Annotated in this window: 17 protein-coding genes; 6 read left to right on the forward strand and 11 right to left on the reverse strand. The window is 69.8% G+C overall.

Annotation, left to right across the window (positions count from 1 at the left end; translation table 11 throughout):
* Window positions 1–457 precede the first annotated feature (457 nt).
* Together ABIA35_RS22550 and ABIA35_RS22555 are read left to right on the forward strand one after the other, a co-directional pair.
* Window positions 458–2,554 carry a putative Ig domain-containing protein gene (locus ABIA35_RS22550; protein WP_370359206.1) on the forward strand — a complete coding sequence of 699 codons (2,097 nt, stop codon included), beginning with the start codon at window positions 458–460 and terminating at the stop codon, window positions 2,552–2,554.
* A gap of 139 nt (window positions 2,555–2,693) precedes the next feature.
* Window positions 2,694–4,067, forward strand: a complete 1,374-nt coding sequence (locus ABIA35_RS22555) for an aspartate aminotransferase family protein (protein ID WP_370344561.1) — start codon at window positions 2,694–2,696, stop codon at window positions 4,065–4,067.
* Between the two features lie 62 nt (window positions 4,068–4,129).
* Here the strand turns inward: ABIA35_RS22555 and ABIA35_RS22560 are convergent, their stop codons facing one another.
* The 8 genes from ABIA35_RS22560 to ABIA35_RS22595 form a co-directional block, all read right to left on the reverse strand.
* Window positions 4,130–4,759 carry a Clp protease N-terminal domain-containing protein gene (locus ABIA35_RS22560; RefSeq protein ID WP_370344562.1) on the reverse strand — a complete coding sequence of 210 codons (630 nt, stop codon included), beginning with the start codon at window positions 4,757–4,759 and terminating at the stop codon, window positions 4,130–4,132.
* Window positions 4,759–5,007, reverse strand: coding sequence for a helix-turn-helix domain-containing protein (locus ABIA35_RS22565; protein ID WP_370344563.1), 249 nt, complete (start codon window positions 5,005–5,007; stop codon window positions 4,759–4,761). Before ABIA35_RS22565 ends, ABIA35_RS22560 begins: the two co-directional genes overlap by 1 nt.
* Window positions 5,008–5,039: 32 nt before the next feature.
* Entirely contained in the window at window positions 5,040–5,240 is a 201-nt protein-coding gene (locus ABIA35_RS22570; protein ID WP_370344565.1) for a hypothetical protein, read from the reverse strand.
* A gap of 36 nt (window positions 5,241–5,276) precedes the next feature.
* Window positions 5,277–5,834, reverse strand: coding sequence for a hypothetical protein (locus tag ABIA35_RS22575; protein WP_370359208.1), 558 nt, complete (start codon window positions 5,832–5,834; stop codon window positions 5,277–5,279).
* Between the two features lie 123 nt (window positions 5,835–5,957).
* On the reverse strand, window positions 5,958–6,401 hold the full coding sequence (locus ABIA35_RS22580; protein WP_370359209.1) for a hypothetical protein: 444 nt from the start codon (window positions 6,399–6,401) through the stop codon (window positions 5,958–5,960).
* The gene (locus ABIA35_RS22585; RefSeq protein WP_370359210.1) at window positions 6,401–6,847 is read right to left on the reverse strand and encodes a hypothetical protein; all 447 of its coding nucleotides are present in this window, start codon (window positions 6,845–6,847) and stop codon (window positions 6,401–6,403) included. The genes ABIA35_RS22580 and ABIA35_RS22585 overlap by 1 nt, the downstream gene beginning before the upstream one ends.
* Window positions 6,848–6,856: 9 nt before the next feature.
* On the reverse strand, window positions 6,857–7,579 hold the full coding sequence (locus ABIA35_RS22590; protein WP_370344569.1) for a hypothetical protein: 723 nt from the start codon (window positions 7,577–7,579) through the stop codon (window positions 6,857–6,859).
* Window positions 7,580–7,587: 8 nt separating this feature from the next.
* Window positions 7,588–8,109, reverse strand: coding sequence for a hypothetical protein (locus ABIA35_RS22595; protein ID WP_370344570.1), 522 nt, complete (start codon window positions 8,107–8,109; stop codon window positions 7,588–7,590).
* A 204-nt stretch (window positions 8,110–8,313) separates the two neighbouring features.
* Between ABIA35_RS22595 and ABIA35_RS22600 the strand changes: the two genes are divergently transcribed.
* From ABIA35_RS22600 to ABIA35_RS22610, 3 genes are all read left to right on the forward strand, one after another.
* A complete protein-coding gene (locus ABIA35_RS22600; protein ID WP_370344571.1) occupies window positions 8,314–9,054 on the forward strand; it encodes a Crp/Fnr family transcriptional regulator in 741 nt (246 codons plus the stop codon).
* 116 nt (window positions 9,055–9,170) lie between these two features.
* Window positions 9,171–9,977, forward strand: coding sequence for an NPCBM/NEW2 domain-containing protein (locus tag ABIA35_RS22605; protein WP_370359211.1), 807 nt, complete (start codon window positions 9,171–9,173; stop codon window positions 9,975–9,977).
* A gap of 48 nt (window positions 9,978–10,025) precedes the next feature.
* Window positions 10,026–10,370: a DUF898 family protein gene (locus ABIA35_RS22610; RefSeq protein WP_370344573.1), complete on the forward strand. Its 345-nt coding sequence runs from the start codon at window positions 10,026–10,028 to the stop codon at window positions 10,368–10,370.
* Window positions 10,371–10,464: 94 nt separating this feature from the next.
* On the opposite strand, the gene ABIA35_RS22615 is transcribed toward ABIA35_RS22610, so the two are convergent.
* Window positions 10,465–11,673: an ROK family protein gene (locus ABIA35_RS22615; RefSeq protein ID WP_370344574.1), complete on the reverse strand. Its 1,209-nt coding sequence runs from the start codon at window positions 11,671–11,673 to the stop codon at window positions 10,465–10,467.
* 214 nt (window positions 11,674–11,887) lie between these two features.
* Between ABIA35_RS22615 and ABIA35_RS22620 the strand changes: the two genes are divergently transcribed.
* Complete coding sequence (locus ABIA35_RS22620; RefSeq protein ID WP_370359212.1) at window positions 11,888–13,792, forward strand: ricin-type beta-trefoil lectin domain protein; 1,905 nt, start codon at window positions 11,888–11,890, stop codon at window positions 13,790–13,792.
* 103 nt (window positions 13,793–13,895) lie between these two features.
* On the opposite strand, the gene ABIA35_RS22625 is transcribed toward ABIA35_RS22620, so the two are convergent.
* Together ABIA35_RS22625 and ABIA35_RS22630 are read right to left on the reverse strand one after the other, a co-directional pair.
* Window positions 13,896–15,284, reverse strand: coding sequence for a glycosyl hydrolase family 79 C-terminal domain-containing protein (locus ABIA35_RS22625; protein ID WP_370359213.1), 1,389 nt, complete (start codon window positions 15,282–15,284; stop codon window positions 13,896–13,898).
* Window positions 15,281–17,323, reverse strand: coding sequence for a right-handed parallel beta-helix repeat-containing protein (locus ABIA35_RS22630; protein ID WP_370359214.1), 2,043 nt, complete (start codon window positions 17,321–17,323; stop codon window positions 15,281–15,283). Before ABIA35_RS22630 ends, ABIA35_RS22625 begins: the two co-directional genes overlap by 4 nt.
* Between the last annotated feature and the right edge of the window lie 224 nt (window positions 17,324–17,547).

Genomic DNA, 17,547 nt, shown 5'->3' on the forward strand with positions numbered 1-17,547 from the left:
ACTCAGCTGCCGGAGGATGACGGACTCCCGCCAGCGATCAAGGGTTACTTCGTAACCTGACTGAAAAACGCAGGCCAAAAGACGTTACCGGCGCGTACGCCTTCTACGGTATCCAATGGATCCTCATCCATACTCTTACATAAGAAAACGTTGACCGACCAACTCCGTGGCGCTACTTTCCCTAGTCGAGGCCTGGAGGGAACCGTCCGTTCGGTCGGCACGACGCACGGTCGTTCTCGCCCAGCAGAACAGCAAGGCGTACACAAACGGCACGGCCGGATCGAGACGCGTTGGTCAACTGCGGCGGAGACCTACAGGTACCCCACCTCCGCATGCGGCTGGCGCACACCCACACGCACCGCCAGGTCTCCTCTCGATCGACCGCGCCCAAACCCCACCACAGGCGGCCGGCCTGCACGTCCTGCCGCCTCCCCACAGCGAGAGGGAAACCATCCCCGTGAGAAACACTTCACGCCTGCGCGCGACCGCGCGCCTGGCAACAGCCGTTGCCCTGGGCAGCGCGCTGACCGTCGCCGTCGCTTCGGGGGCCACCGCCTCCCCGGCGCCGGCGGCGACCACTTCGGCATCCGTGAACCTGATCGCCGCAGAGGCCGCCGGTTCCGCCCACGCCGCGCAGCCCGCGGCGAGCGCGGAGAACCAGGGCTCGACCCACGCCTGTTCGGCCGTGATCGTGGCCGGGCACCAGTCCTGCTTCGCGCTGAAGCGGAACGGCATCCACTCCATGACCGCCGCGGTCTCGCCCAACGCGATCCCGTCCGGTGTCGGGTACGGCCCCTCTCAGCTGCAGTCGGCGTACAACCTGACCGCCGCCGCCGCCGCCAACGGCGCCGGCCGCACCATCGCCATCGTCGACGCCTACGACGACGCGAACGCCGCCTCCGACCTGGCCGCCTACCGCACCGCGGCGGGCCTGCCGGCGGCGAACTTCAAGAAGGTCAACCAGAACGGCGCGACCTCCCCGCTGCCCTCCGCGCCGCCCTCGGGCGACGACTGGACGCTGGAGGAGTCGCTGGACCTGGACATGGCCTCCGCGATCTGCCCGCTGTGCAGCATCGTGCTGGTCGAGGCGCAGGACGACCAGAGCACCGGCCTCTACACCGCGCAGGCCGCCGCCGCCAACGTCGCCACGTACATATCCAACTCCTGGGGCGGCTCGGAGTCCTCGACCGACCCGTCGTCGGACAACACCTACTTCAAGCACGCGACCGGCACCGTGACCACGGTGTCCGCCGGTGACTCCGACTACGGCGCGTCCTACCCGGCGACCTCGCCGAACGTGGTCTCGGTCGGCGGCACGAACCTGGCCACCGCCTCCAACAGCCGCGGCTGGACCGAGTCGGTCTGGAACACCACCACCGGCTCCGAGGGCACCGGCTCGGGCTGCTCGGCCTACGAGGCACAGCCCGCGTGGCAGACCTCGCTGAACCTGCCGTCGGGCTGCTCCAAGCGCGTCGACAACGACGTCGCCGCGGACGCCGACCCGGCCACCGGTGTCGCCGTCTACGACACGTCCAACGGCAACACCGGCTGGAACGAGGTCGGCGGCACGTCGGCGTCCTCCCCGATGGTCGCCGCGATGTACGCCCTGGCCGGCAACGCCGGCGCCACCCCGGCGCAGGACATCTACCAGCACACCAGCAACTTCTACGACGTCACCTCGGGCAACGACGGCTCCTGCAGCCCGTCCTACCTGTGCACCGCGGGCACCGGCTACGACGGCCCCACCGGCATCGGCACCCCGAACGGCATCGCCGGCCTGCAGACCGGCGGCAGCGGCGGCACCGAGACCGTCTCGGTGACCAACCCGGGCAACCAGTCCTCGACCGCCGGCACCGCGATCAGCACCCTGCAGATCTCGGGTTCGGACTCGGCGAGCAAGGCGCTGACCTACTCGGCCACCGGCCTGCCGGCCGGCCTGTCGATCAGCAGCTCCGGCGCCATCACCGGCACCCCCACCACGGCCAGCACCTCCTCCGTGACCGTGACCGCCTCCTCCGGCACCGCCTCGGGCTCGACGTCCTTCACCTGGACGGTCAGCTCCACCGGCGGCGGCTGCTCCGCGACCCAGCTGCTGGGCAACGCCGGCTTCGAGACCGGTAGCGCCGCCCCGTGGTCGGCCTCCACCGGTGTCATCAACAGCGACACCAGCAGCGAGCCGGCCCACTCCGGCAGCTACGACGCCTGGATGGACGGCTACGGCACCACCCACACCGACACCCTCTCGCAGGCGGTGAGCATCCCCGCCACCTGCAAGACGGCGACCTTCTCCTTCTGGCTGCACATCGACACCGCCGAGACCTCGACCAGCACCGCGTACGACACGCTCAAGGTGCAGGTCCTGAACTCCTCCGGCACCGTCCTGGGCACCCTGGCCACCTACTCCAACCTCAACCACAACACCGGGTACGCCCAGCACTCGTTCAGCCTGGCCAGCTACATCGGCCAGAACGTGACGCTGAAGTTCACCGGCGCCGAGGACTCCTCGCTGCAGACCTCGTTCGTCGTCGACGACAACGCGCTGAACGTCAACTGACGCCGGTAGCGCTGTTCTGAGACAGCGGGCGGCGGATCGGGTTCTCCCGGTCCGCCGCCCTTTTTCCATCGTGGTCCGACATCCATGGCGAATCGTGTCTAACATGCGGTAACCGACATCTGTAGGCGAAACTCATTGCATGGGATTCGACCTCGCCGAACTACTCGCCGCGCGCCGAGGCGAGGGGTATGACCTGCACACCAGGTACTGCAACCCCCAGCTGGCCCGGACGCTGCGGACCATCGGGTTCGACACCGTTTATGAGAAGGCGGACGGGGCCTACCTGACGGGTGCCGACGGACAGCGGTACCTGGACTTCCTCAGCGGGTTCGGCGTGTTCGGGCTGGGCCGCAACCATCCGGTTGTCCGGAAGGCGCTGCACCAGTACCTCGATATGCAGTTCGCGGACCTCGTGCAGTTCGACTGCGCGCTGCTGGCCGGCCTGTTGGCCGAGCAGCTGGTCGTGAAGTCGCCGGGGATGGAGCGGGCGTACTTCGCGAACAGCGGGACGGAGGCGGTGGAGACCGCGCTGAAGTTCGCGCGGTGTGCGACCGGCAAGCCGCGGGTGCTGTACGCCGACCACGCGTTCCACGGGCTGACCGCGGGGTCGTTGTCGGTCAACGGGGCCAAGGAGTTCCGGGCCGGGTTCGGGCCGTTGCTGCCCGGCGACGCCGTCGCCTTCGGGGACCTGGCGGCGTTGGCGGCCGAGCTCGGCAAGGGCGACGTCGCGGCGTTCATCGTCGAGCCGATCCAGGGCAAGGGCGTGTTCCTGCCGCCGGCCGGGTACCTGCCGCAGGCCCAGGAGCTGCTGCGCAAGCACAAGGCGCTGCTGATCTGCGACGAGGTGCAGACCGGGTTGGGGCGGACCGGCACCTTCTTCGCGTACGAGGCCGAGGGGCTGGAGCCGGACCTGGTCACCGTCGCCAAGACGCTGTCGGGCGGATTCGTGCCGGTCGGCGCGACGCTGGGCAAAGACTGGATCTTCCAGAAGGTCTACTCCTCGATGGACCGGGTCCTGGTGCACGACTCGACCTTCGGGTCGATGGCGATGGCCATGACCGCTGGGCTGGCCACGCTGGCGGTGCTGGAGGACGACGACCTGACGGCGAACGCCGCGCAGGCCGGCGACCAGCTCGTGGCGGGACTGAAGGAGATGATCGGACGATACGAGATGCTCGCCGACGTGCGCGGCCGGGGGCTGATGATCGGGATCGAGTTCGGCAAGGCCTCCTCGCTGCGGCTGAAGGCCGGGTGGTCAATGCTCCAGGCGGCCCGCAAGGGGCTGTTCTCACAGATGATCGTCATGGCCCTGTATCGGCGGCACCGGATCCTGACACAGGTGTCGGGGGACTATCTGGAGGTGGTGAAGCTGCTGCCGCCGCTGACCATCGGCGAGCGGGAGGTCGCGGAGTTCCTGGCGGCCTTCGAGGACGTCATGGAGGACGCGCACAAGGGGACCGGGATGATGTGGGACTTCGGGAAGACGCTGATGAAGCAGGCCCGCGGGGCTTGAGGCAGCGGCCGGCCGGCGGGAAGCAGGCCTGCGGGGCTTGAGACAGCGGCTGGTGGCCCCGGTCAAGCGGCGCGCTGGAGCTCCGCGAGCACCAGTTCGCGAAGGTGTTCCAGGGACACGCCCTCGTCGCGCAGGATCTGGGCGGCCAGGCCTTGGCCCTCGCGGATGAGCCCGAGCAGAAGGTGCTCCGTCCCGATGTAGTTGTGCTTGAGCGCCAGGGCTTCGCGCAGCGACAGCTCCAGGACCTTCTTGGCCCGCGGCGTGAGGGGGATGTGGCCGCGCGGGGCTCCGCCGGCACGCTGCTCCTGCCGATGCCGCCGGCGCCACCACGGACCCTGATGACCCTGGCCGTGGGCACCTCCCCCGTCCAGAGCGCCGGGCCCGAAGGACTCCTCGACGGCGGCGCGTACCGCGTCGAGGTCTATGCCGATGCTCCGCAGGGCCGCGGTGTCCTTCTCGACCAGATCTTGATCCGGCGCCTGCCCGGCCTGCTCGATCCGCCCGATGCCGGCGATCACCCGCTCCCGCGTGACCCCGGCCCCGCCGAGCACCCGCCCCGCGACCCCCTCGGACTCGCCGAGCAGCCCGAGCAGGAGGTGCTCGGTCCCGATGTGCCAGTGCCCCAGAGCCCGCGCCGAGTCCTGGGCGCCCGCCACAGACGCCCGCGCACGGGCCGTGAACCGTTCGAACATCACATCTCCTGTTCGGACGCCGCCACGGACGCTCCCCGCGTCCGCCCGGCGTGCTTCTTGTGGACAGCCTGCTTACTCACGCCGAGCTCATCGGCGATCTCCTGCCATGACCAGCCCTTGGCCCGGGCATGGCCGACCTGGAGCGTCTCCAGGTTCTCCAGCAGCCGGCCCAGCGCGGCGACCGCACGGAGCCCTTCGCGCGGATCGGTGCTCCCGGCCGCGGCGGCCAGATCTGTTGCCTCGGTCATGGTGTCAATGTAGGTTGACGACGGGGCGGCTGTCAACCGGGGTTGACGGCCACGGCCGGGCCGATGAAGCAGCAGAAGCCCGCGCCGATCGCGCTCAGGGCACGAATCGGGCGCGGGCATGCCGGCCAGGCTTGCGGCGGGAGCCAGCGCGAGCGCACCGGCCAGGCTCGCGGCAGGTCTGGCCGGCGCGGACGCACCAGCCAGACCTGCGGCAGCAGCCGGCGCGGGCTCACCGGCCATGTCCACGATCGAGCGGGCTCAGGCACCCCTCAATGCGCGAGCGTGAACACCATCGTCGAGGCGACGTCCGTCTGCCCCTTGGCCGTCCCGCATCCCGGGCCGGAGGTCATCACCGCGGCGTCGATGGAGTCGCCGGTGAACTTGGTGCTGTCGGGGGTCGCGGTGCCGGTGCCGGTGGTCGAGGCGGTGCCGAGGACCGCGATGACGGTGGCCTGGTCCAGGGTCAGGGTGGTGGTGGTGCCGTCGGCCCAGGCGATTCGGGTCGTCGAGGGGTCGCTGTAGGTGATGCCGCTGCACTGCGCTGCCGGGAGGTCCGCGGTGCGGGTGACGGTGCCGCGGACCAGGGGCTGGCCGGCGTCGTCGACGCAGGTCACGGTGCCGGTCTGGGGTAAGGAGTCTGGCTGCTGGGCGTCCGTCGAGCCCGGGTCCAGGGGCGAGGTGTAGGTGCCGGTCATCGTCGCGGTGCAGCTGGCCAGCAGGACCTGGCCGCCGGCGTCGGCGTGCGCGGGTGCGGTGAGGGTCAGGGTGAGGGCCGTTGTCGCGGTCAGAGTCAGGGTCAGGGCGGTGCCGAGGGTGGCGGTTCTCATCAGGGGTCTCCGGGTCCGTGATCGGGGCTGTCATGATCAACTTTGCCGAAGGCTACTGGCCTCGGTGCGTTCCTCCGGTTCGGCACGCCGACGGGGACACACGCACGAAGTACCCGGATATGACTATTGAGAGTCGTCGTCCCGGCGTTGCAGGTGCTGGATGATGTTCCCGTCCATCACCGCGAACAGTGTCGAGTGGTCCCTGGCGATGTTCGTCATCGTCTTCCCGGCACGCTCCGTGCCCAGGGCCGCCGCGCCGATCCGCTCGACCAGCCGGCGCACCGCCTCGTCCGCGCCGGGGTTCTCGGTCAGGACCCGCGCCAGGTGTCCGCTCCAGCGCGCCGCCAGCATCTGGCGCAGGACCGGGACGTGCTCGGGGGCGGCGCCGGCGAGCATCCGCGCGTTCACGTCGAGCTCGGCGACCAGGACGGCCTCCAGCTCCCGTCCGACCCCGTGGAACACCTCCAGCGCCTCCTCGCGCAGGGCCGGCCAGGCCGGGGTCGGCATCGCGGCGACCAAGGCCTTGCCGCCCTCGGCGGCCAGGCGGGAGGGCTGCTCGGCGGGCATCAGGGTCCTGTCCTGTCGGTGGTGGTCCGCAGGTGGCCGTACAGGTGCATGTCGCCGTGCTGGACGGCGAAAACCGTGGCGTATTCGTGCGCGGCGGCCGTCTGGTTCGCCAAGAAGACCCGCCGGTTCTCACCGAGGTCCGAGGAGTAGGCCACGACCAGTTCGGCGAGCGGGACCAGGCAGTCCGGGTCGTCGTTCAGCAGCGCGGCGAACTCCAGCGTCCACCGGCCGAGCAGCGCGCGCCGGGCGGCGTCGGGTTCGGCGGCGCGGGCCACGGCGGCCGCGTCCGCGTCGAGTTCGGCTTCGATCCGCTCGGCGGCCCGGCCGCGCCGCCGGCGGCGGAACAGCTTCGCGACCGTGTCGCGGACCCCGGTCCAGGTGTCGGTGGCCATCGCCGTCACCAGGGTCGCGGCGGCCGCGGCCGCCAGGGTTGCCATCTCGTCCATGGGATCCGTTCAGAGGTTGTGGATGTGCACGTCGCCGTGCTGGACGCCGATCGCCCGGGCGGAGTCGTTGGCGACGACGGACATGGACGCGTGGCCCTCCGACCGCTGTGATGGAGCAGACGGAGCACCCTTCGGCATCGGTTCGTCGGACGGCGCCCCGGGTACGTACAGCCACGCCCCGGCCGCATACTCCTTCTCCTCCACCTCGACCCGGCGGAAGTCGTCCGCCTCGATGCCCACGTAGCCGTGGGCGATCGTCTCGTCGTGGAAGTGCTGCGAGACGAGCAGCGCCAACGGCGTCGACTCCGGCGCGTCGGCCAGCGCCTGGCGGCAGGCCCGCGAGTCGAGCATGCGGGCCAGGACGATCAGCGAGCTGCCGGCGGGGACGCCCTGCGGCCCGATGAAGACGTCGCCGGCGTGCATCGCCATCCGCACCCGGATCCGGCCGAGGGCGGCGTGCAGCCGGTTGTGGTCGCGAAGCCGCGCGACCAGTTCGGGGACCAGCGGATGGACCAGGAAGGCCCGCGGGGTGCCGGCCGGCATCGTCACGCGGAGCCCGTCCCCCAGGTCCTCGACCAGGCAGTCGTCCCAGACGACGCCGCTGCGCCCGACCGCCTCGGCCAGGCAGCGCCCGAGCGCCTCGCGGATCGTCAGCAGGGCCTGGTTGCCGCGTCCCGAGGACTTCTCGATGTCGACGGCGAGGATCGAGCGGTATTCCGGTTGATCGTTCACGATTCCCCTCACGTCTGCACCGCGTCGAAGCAGCGGAACCACGCACCCGAGCTCTGTACTCGGTGCCAGTCCTCGAGCGCGTATCCCTCGTCGCACAGGTCGGTGTACAAGCCGTCGGACAGCACCACTGCGAATCCCGGACGTGCCTGGCCGCCGACCGCCGTGCGGACCGCGGCGTCGTTCGCCAGGCCCCGGGCCCGGTCCAGGCCGGCTCCCGCGAAGCCGTCGTCGAGCACCCGCATGATGCCGACGTTCAGCGCCAGCAGCGTCGGCCGCGGATCAGCCCTCGGCGCGCCGGGCAGCTGCGCGCTCACCGCCCCCACCAGATCGCGGACCAGCCGCACCTCGTCGATGCCCGCGGGCGCGATCGCGGCCTGCGTCCCGTCGTCCAGCACCGCCAGGAACAGGCGGCCGAACTGTCCGCGTCCGCACGCGTCGGCCAGGATTCCCGGCCGGTCCGAGGACAGCGCCACGCACAGCCGCCGGGACCCGGTATCCGGGCCTTGCGATCCATTCCCCTCGTCGGTCATAGGAACCCCCTTGGTAACAGAGCATTGGAGCCGGCTCCTCCCCTCCGGACCCCCACTGTTCACCAATTCGAGCGAGCGAACCCCGTACCAATACGGATTCCGTGGAATCCCCCGGGCTTCCGGGTAAACGGCCCGGCTCAGAAGTCCGCAGCGCACAATGTTCTCGGCAATCCGATTTCTCGGGCGATGGCGGAGGAGAACCGCATGGACCGTCTGGACCGTTCGGGCCCGGATCCCCTGCGAAGGCCACGGCGGTCCGCCGCGCGCGGCACGTGGCGCTGGCCGGAGACCAGCCTGCTGGGCGGCCTGTCCGACGCCGCACGCGAACGGTTCCTGAACCTGGGAATCATGGTGCAGCGCCCGCCGGGCACGGTGCTGATCCGGGAGGAGGACCAGTCGACGTCGGTGCTGATCCTGCTGGACGGCGTCGTCAAGGTCACCGGCCGCACCCAGGACCAGCGCGAGGCGCTGCTGGCGGTGCGGGTCGGCGGCGATCTGGTCGGCGAGTTCGGCGCGCTGGACGGCAAGCCGCGCTCGGCCACCGTCACCACCTGCGGCACGCTGGTGTACCGGCTGGTCACCCGGTCCGACTTCCTCGCCGCGCTCACCGCGGACGCGGTGCTGTCGCAGGCGGTCAGCCGCTCGGTCGTGGACAAGCTGCGGGTCGCCAACAGCCGCCGGATCGACTTCGCCGGCAGCAACGCGCCGACCCGCCTGGCCCGTGTCATATACGACCTGGCCATGACATACGGCGAGCACGAGGGCACGGACATCGTCATCCGCTGGCCGCTGACGCAGCCGGAGATCGCGTCTCTGGTCGGGGCCGCCGAGCCCACCGTCTTCAAAGCACTGAAACATTTGCGCGAAGCCGGCATTGTCAACAACGGTTATCGTCGGATCGCGGTGCGGGATATCGAGAAGCTGCGCGCCGTGGCGTTCCCTTGAAAAGGTGTTGTCCGCGAGGGTAACCTCCGATCGGAAATCTCGCGAATCCCGTACTAAAACCGTTTGTCCGCCTCGCAACAGGTCCACCGTGGTCCTGACACTCGAGGAGGACGAACATGACCGAGCCGAACGAAGGCCCCGGCTCCGGCTCCGACGTCGGAGCCATGGACCATGTGCGCGCGGCCTTGCAGACCCCCGGCGGCAAGATACTCGCCGTGGTCCCGCCGGTCGTCGCGTTGATCGTCGGGGGTGCGCTGGGCGCCATATTCGGCGGCGGCGGCGGTGGCGGGTCGACGCCAAGCGCCGGCGCGCCCGGCCCGACGATCACCGTGACCGCGCCGGGGGCGACGTCCGCGATATCCGGCGACGGAGGGGGCACGGGAGCCACCGGCACCGGCACCGGCACTGGCACTCCGACCGGGACCGGCACCGGATCGCAGCCCGCCACCCCGCTGACCCCGAACACCACGGAGATCGGCGTCGTCCCGCTGTCCGACCTGACGCCGGCCGGCGGGGCGTGGAAGTCGCAGGACGCGAACCCCATGCTCAACGGGACGCTTCAGCAGTTCACGATCGCCCAGGACCTGCAGGACGCGAACAACAACGGCGACGTGGGCTACAACCTCGGCCGCGACTACACGAAGTTCACCGGCCTGATCGGGCTCGACGACAACTCGGCGAAGTCCACCCTGCACCCGACGATCGAGATCGACGGGGACGGCGACAAGATCGCCACCTTCACGCCCACGCTCGGCCACCCGGCGCAGATCAACCTCGACGTGAGCGGCGTGCTGCGGCTCGACATCAAGTACGTCAGCCTCGACAGCGACGGCATCGGGAGCATCGCCGGGACGCTCATCCTCGGCAACGGCCAGCTGACGACGGTCGCCGGCTACCACCCGCCGCCGCCGAGCTCGTCCTGAGACCCACCGCTTCGCTCCACCGCGACACCGCTGAAAGGAGTCAGCACCATGGCACGCGAAGGCACCCGCTTCACGTTCGACGGAGGCGCGGCCACGTTCTGGGGCACCGCCCTGCTGGCCGGACTCGTCACCGTGTTCACGCTCGGCATCTGCTACCCGTTCGGCGTGGTGCTGATGCAGCGCTGGCAGGCCAAGCACTCCTACATCGACGGCCGGCGGCTGGCGTTCACCGGGTCGGCCTGGGGCCTGTTCGGCAACTGGATCAAATGGTGGTTCTTCACCTGCATCACCCTCGGGATCTACGGGTACTGGGTCATACCGCGGCTGACCCGGTGGAAGTGGGAACACACCGAGTTCGACCCGGCGGCCGAGGTGGCCTCGTACGTCCCGTAAGGCAACCGGTAAGGCAGCCCAGTAAGGCAACCAGTAAGACAGCCAATAGGTCTGGCGCCTCGGACATCCGAAACAACCGTGCGCGGGGGCGGGCTCAGCCGTCCCCGCGCCGTCCGCCGTCGGCCAGCAGCCGCGCCACCGGCAACGTCGCCGCGCCGAGCGCCGTGGCCGAAGGTCCGAGCTCGCCCGGCTCGATGCGGGTGAACTCGTCCAAGTACGGAAGCGCGTGCTGGCGCACGGCGGCCCGGACCGCCGGCAGGATCGACGCCTGGCACAGCAGCGCGCCGGCCCAACCGGAGATGATCACGCGGTCCGGGGCCATCAGATTGATCAGGTTGCTGATTCCCACGCCGAGGTACGTGGCGGTGGCGTCCAGGAGGTCGAGCGCCGCGGGTTCGCGGTGCTGTGCGGCGCGGGCGACGAGTTCGGCGAGCCGCGCCTCGATACCGTTCGCGCTCAGCGGCGTGCTGCCCGGCGTGGCCTCGTAGCGCGCGAGAATGGCCTCGGCGCCGATGTACGCCTCCAGGCAGCCGCGTGCTCCGCAACGGCAGACGGGGCCTTCGAGGTCGACGACCGTGTGTCCCCACTCCATGGTGAAGCTGCGCGCCCGGCCGCCGGGGCCGGCGGCCAGCGACAGCGCTCCGCCGGCGCCGATGCCGAGCAGGAGGGTCACGGCGCGTTCGGCTCCGCGTGCGGCTCCGCGCCAGGCTTCGGCCTGGCCCAGGGCCATGGCGCCGTTGTCGACGTCGGGAGTGAAGCCGAGCCGGTCGCGGAGCAGGCCGGCCAGCGGGACCGCGGACCAGCCGAGGGTGGGCGCGTGGATCACCGAACCGCCGGCGCCCGGGACGCCGATGCCGACGCCGACCAGGTCCTCCACGGTGATCCCGGCGCGGAAGGTGACCGCCGATATCTCGGACAGGATCTGGTCGGCCACCTGCCGGGGCGGCACCCTGGGGGTGTCCACCGGCCGCACCTCGTCGGCGACCGGGGTCAGCGTCCAGTCGAACAGCCCGACCCGGATCTCGGTCTCGCCGATGTCGACGCCCACGACGTGCCCGAAGCCGGGGAGCACGCGCAGCAGCGAGCGCGGGCGGCCGCCGGCCGAGCTCTGCGAGCCGTTCTCGCCGACGAGGCCGTCGGCGATCAGGTCGGAGACCACGTTGCTGACCGTCGCCGCGCTCAGGCCGGAGGCCCGCGCCAGATCGTTGCGGTTGGTGACCTCGCCCAGATACAGCCGCGTCAGCAGATCCGAGCGGTTGTGCCACCGCAGGTCACGTGTCGTTTTCTGGGCGCGGGAGGTCACGGGAGGCGATTCTGCCACGACCTCGGCGCCGGGGTCTGGTCCGTGCTGATCCGCACCGGACACCTTCCCCCCGGATTGGTTTAGACCCTTGACGAGAGCGGGCGCCCGGAGTTCAATCACGTCTTGAACTAAGAAGTGAAATAAAAGGGCTGATGATCAAGCAGCAGCCCGTGCACCTTCCCCACTCCCCCACACGCAGTTCCGAGGTGCCCCCATGCCGAAAACGTCCCCAGGCTCGGCCGTCAGAGGCCGGATCAGACTTCTGATCCGGGCGGTGACGGCCGCGGCGCTCGTCACGTCCGGGTTCGCGCTCGCCGACAGCCCCGCGCACGCCGCGAACGAGTCGGTCAACATCTGGCTGACGACCACCAGCGACTCCGGCGGACGCAACGTCACGCGCGGCCTGCAGCAGCAGACCCCGATCGCCTTCACCGCCGGCTCCGGCAGCGCCGGCCAGGTGGTGAACGTCAACGAGAACACGCACTACCAGCAGTTCACCGGCGCCGGAGCGTCCTTCACCGACACCGCGGCGTGGCTGATCAACAGCAGCGGCGCGCTCAGCGCCGCCACCCGCAACACCCTGATGACCAACCTGTTCAGCCCCACGTCGGGCATCGGCCTGGACTTCCTGCGCAACCCGATGGGCGCCTCGGACCTGGCCCGGTACAACTACACCTTCGACGACATGCCCGCCGGCCAGACCGACCCCACGCTGGCGAACTTCTCGATCGCCCACGACCTGGCCGACGTCCTGCCGCTGACCAAGCAGGCTCAGCAGCTCAACCCGGGCCTGAAGGTGATGGCCACGCCGTGGACCGCGCCGCCGTGGATGAAGGACAGCGGCGCCTACAGCCAGGGCTATCTCCAGTCGCAGTACTACGCCGCCTACGCGCAGTACTTCGTCAAGTACATCCAGGCCTACCAAGCCCAGGGCGTCCCGATCGACTTCGTGTCGGTGCAGAACGAGCCCACCTGCTGCTCGGGCTATCCCTCGATGCAGTGGAACGGATCGGGCCTGGACTACTTCACGGCCAACGACCTGCTGCCGGCCTTCCACGCCGCGGGGCTGTCGACGAAGGTGCTGGCCCTGGACTGGAACCCGGACAGCTACGCCTCGTACGGCGCCCCCACCGTCGACGACGCGACCGTCCGCAACGACCCGAACTTCGGCGGCATCGCCTGGCACGGCTACGAAGGCAGCGTCACCACGCAGACGGACATCCACAACCAGTACCCGAACGTGGACGCCTACGACACCGAGCACTCCGGCGGCACCTGGATCGCCAACCAGCAGCAGGAGGACATGAACAACATCGTCGACTACACCCGCAACTGGGGTAAGTCGGTGGTGAAGTGGTCGCTGGCCGTGGACCAGAACATGGGCCCGCACAACGGCGGCTGCGGCACCTGCACCGGCCTGGTCACCGTGCACAACGGCGACGGCGAGTCCGGCCACGTGGACTACAACATCGAGTACTACGACATGGGGCAGCTGACCAAGTTCGTGAAGCCCGGCGCGTACCGCATCGACTCCACGGCGAACAGCAGCATCCCGAACGTCGCCTGGCAGAACCCCGACGGGTCCAAGGCCCTGGTGGCGTACAACGAGTCCGGCAGCACCCAGACGCTGACGGTGAACTGGGGCAACGAGACCTTCAGCTACTCGCTGCCGGCGCAGACCTCCGCGACCTTCACCTGGAGCGGAACCCAGGGCACCGGCGGCGGCACCGGCACCCCGACCGGCCAGATCACCGGCTACGGCGGCAAGTGCGTCGACGTGGCGGGCGCGAACTCGGCGAACGGCACCGCGGTGCAGCTGTACGACTGCAACGGCACCGGCGCCCAGCAGTGGACGGTCGCGGCGGACGGCTCGCTGCAGGCCCTCGGCAAGTGCATGGACGTGACGAGCGCCGGAACGGCGAACGGGACGCAGGTGCAGCTGTACGACTGCAACGGGACCGGGGCGCAGAAATGGCAGCACCAGGCCAACGGCGAGTTGGTGAACACCGCCTCCGGACGGTGCCTGGACGCCACGGGACCGAGTTCGGCGAACGGGACCAGGTTGCAGATCTGGGACTGCACGGACGGGGCGAACCAGCAGTGGAACCTTCCTTCCTGATGCGGGAGGGCTGACGGGAGGATGAGTGGGGCGCGCGTGTTGGTGGACGCGCGCCCCACAGTTGTTCCCGGTGGCCGGCCTGTGTTCTTGGTGGCCGGCCTGCTTAGTGCGTGACCACGAGTGCGGCGCTGCCGGCCGGAACGTTGACGGTCATCCGAGTGCCGGAGACGGCGATGTGCGTCGGATGCGGAGCAAAGGCGCCGGCGCCGCTCACACTGGAACCGGCGATGGTGATCGCTGTCGAGGTGAGCGACGGCGCCGTCAGGATGTAGGACGAGCCGGAAGTCGCCGGGGCGGGAAGGGTGACGGTCGCGGTGATCGCGGTCGTGCCCTTGTTGTCGAGGATGACGTTGTCGCCGATCGCCCAGGCCGAGACGCCGGTACCGCCGGTGACCGCGGCCGTGTGGAGCGTGCCGGGGCCGGCGAGTCTCCACAGGAGTTCGCCGTAGTAGACGCCCTGCACTCCGGTGGGAGTCAGACCGTTGAAGGCGATCGGCGAGTAGTTCAGGGTGAACTGCGACGAGGTGCCGCCGTGGAAGTTCACGCCGGCGGCGCCGTCGGCCGCCAGCCCTTCCATGAAGTCCAGCGACCACAGCGAGGCAGCCTGCACGTTGCTGATGTCGGCGGCCCCGCCGTGGAAGTAGGAGTTGGCCTCGGTCATACGCCACTGCGGGATGTGGTCGGCGGACTTGGCGCCGGCGATCGCCGCCGCGTCGGCGGCGAAGCTGCTCGGGTTGGAGGAGAGCATGCCGGCGATCGAGGCCGTGGTGTTGCTGCCGATGTACATGTGCATCGACAGCATGGCCAGGCCGTTGTCCTTCTCGTCGGCGGCGAACTGTGCGTCCCAGCTGCCGTGGCGGTAGGTGCCGGGACCGTCGAACACCGCGTGCGGCACCTTGGCGCGGATCGCGGCGGCGTAGGTGTTGAACGAGGCCTCGTAGGCGGCCTCGGTGTCGTAGACGTTGGGCTCGTTGCCGATCTCGAAGGCGACCAGGTTCGAGCCCAGCGCGTGCGCGGCGAAGGCCGCCTCGGACGCGGCGTTGGCGGGAGTGTTCGTCTTGAGGTTGATGCCGTAGATGACGTGCCAGCCGGTCGCCTTGGCGAACGCGGCCAGCTTCGTGACGTCGGCCGGCGCGATCTCCGAGGCGGAGCCGCCGGCACCGGCCGGGTTCCAGTTCACGATGTCGACCAGGTTCCCGCCGATGCGCAGGTAGCCGGGACCGAGCAGGCGGAACAGGGCGACCAGCGCGGTGTCGTGCGGGTCGAACATGCCGGCGCCGACGCGGTCCTTCTCGTAGCTGAAGCCTGCGAAGCCGGTGCCGACGCTGCCCGCGGCGCTGTGGTCGACGGTGACGGTCACGGGGGTGGCGGCAGCCGGGGTCCGGGTGCCGGCGGACGCGTGCCCGGCTGCGGGGAGCGCGACGAGAACACCGGCCAGGCTCGCCGCGACCAGACGGCCGGAGCGCCGGGCCGGAGTCGCTCCCGTCTTCACTTCGACACCGGCGGCAGCGGGGCCTGCGTCCAGCTGAGGACGCCCTTGTAGGCGGCCTCGATGCCGGCGTTGGCCGCGATCGAGGCGGGGACCTGCGACAGACCGGTGATCGTGGTGTTGTTCGCGACGGTGACTCCGCCGCCGGTGGTGTAGCCCGAGGGGTTCTGGAAGTAGTTGCCCTCGACGTCCGTCGGGTCGTAGGTCGTGGTCGCGCCGGGGGCGTAGTCGGAGTGCCGCGAGGCCCAGGCTTGGGCGTTGGGGTTGTTGGAGACCGCGTTGCCGGTGATGGTCTCGAAGGTGCAGCCGTTGTCGGTGTAGATGACGTGTCCGCTGCCGGTCTGGTCGTGGATGTCGTTGCCGGACACGTGCTCGCCGTTGGCCAGGGAGCTGCCGGTGATGCCCTGCGTGTAGATGGCGCCGCCGTCGTTGAGCAGGCTCATGTGGTCGAAGATGAGGTTGTTGGAGATGGCGTTGTCGTGCGAGAAGTTCGCCTGCGGCGCCTCCTTCTCCTTGTCCGGCCAGCCGCCCCAGCCCTGCGAGATCGCGGTGTAGGGCGTGTGGTCGATCTGGTTGTGGCTGACCGTGTCGTGCGCCGTGTAGCCGGAGTCGATGCCGATGCCGCCGTGGAACTCGACCGGGACGTCGAAGACGTGGTTGTCGGTCACCGAGTTGCCAGAAGTCTGCGACGCGCCGGTGGCGGTCGGCAGGTCCACGTTGCCGAGCTCGATCCCGGTGCCGGACACGTCGGTGACCACGTCGTCCTTGACCACGTCGTTCTGCGAGCCGTCGCCGAGGGCCAGGCCGGCCGCGCCGAGGTGGACGAAGGCGTCGCCGGTGAACTGGATGTGCTGGTCGTAGGTCAGCGAGACGTTGCCGGGGATCTGGGTCCACGCCGCGTAGGGGCACGATCCGAGCGTGTAGCTCGACGGCGGCACATGGCACAGCCCCTGCGAGGCCGCCCCCTTCGCTCCGGTCACCTGGTAATTCGCCTGGATCTCGGAGAAGCCGTCGCTGGTGCCCTGAGTGTGGAACTGCGGCCCGAGCCAGGTCGCGTAGGAGAACTGGATGCCGGAGAACACCACGTTGTGCAACGGCGCCGACGCGGTGCCGCCGCCGGCGACCAGCTGTTGCAGCACCGGCGCCTCGACGTCGGCGGAGCTCATCGTCTCGCCGGGGCGCGGGACGTAATACAGCTTGCTGTCACCCTGGTCGAGGAACCACTGGCCGGGAGTACTGGCGCTGAGGAACTGGAAGGCGTTCTCCACGCTCGTCGGCTGCTCGGTGATGGAGCTGCGGCCGACCAGGTTGTACGCGCGGCCGTCGGGGAACGAGCCGGCCCGGGCCGTGGAGTTGGTCCAGCACGGCTGCGCCATGGCCACCGCCGCGCCGCTGAACGAGGCGACCGGGCAGCGGGGCTCGGTCCAGGCGCCGAGACCGCCCCGGTAGACGAACTCCAGCTGCGGCTTGGCGCCGCTGGGATTGCGCCAGCCGGCCATCGTCGAGGCGCCGCCGCTGTAGCCGGTCGAGTTCTGACCGGTCAGGGCAGCCGGGAGGGCGCCGTTGGCCCGGGCCGCGCGGGAGCCGTTGACGTAGAGCTGCCGCGTCTGGAGGCCCGAGGGCGCCTGCGCGACCCAGATCGCGCTGCCGGTGCTCATCTGTTTCCAGCCGGTGATCTGGGCCGAGCCGGCCAGCACCGGATGGGCGCCGGTGTCCGCGGTCCAGATCACGTTGTGGCCGTTGGTGCCGGAGTCGGCGGCGGTCAATGTCAGGGGACTGTTCATGCGGTAGAAGCCGTCTTCCAGGACGACTGTCACGTCGGCGCTCATTTTCTGGTCCAGCGCGCGGACCAGGGATTGCGCCTTGCCGATCGTCTGGACCGGGGCGGAGGCGGTACCAGGGTTGCTGTCGCTGCCGCTCGGCGAGACGTAGACCTGTCCGGTGACGGCATGGGCCTGTCCGGCGACCGCCGGCGTGGCGGCGCGGCCGATCGTCATCGATCCCGCCGCACCCAGAAGGGAGACCGTCGCCGCTGCGATCATCAGAGATCTGATACCGGGCGGCACAGAACGCTTTGTCATGCGGCGGAGTCAAGCAAACATCCGAGGTTTCGGCAATGGGATCCGAAAAGTGTGGGACTTGAACAGGGTTTCGTGGGGATTCATCATCGAACCTTGAGATCATTCATCCGACCCTTGTCGTGGACCGCGTGACGCAGTACCTTGCGCTGCGGAACCGAGTAAATCTACTTTACTAGCGGGAGCCC

It is taken from the genome of Catenulispora sp. MAP12-49 (assembly GCF_041262705.1).
Taxonomy (GTDB): Bacteria; Actinomycetota; Actinomycetes; order Streptomycetales; family Catenulisporaceae; genus Catenulispora.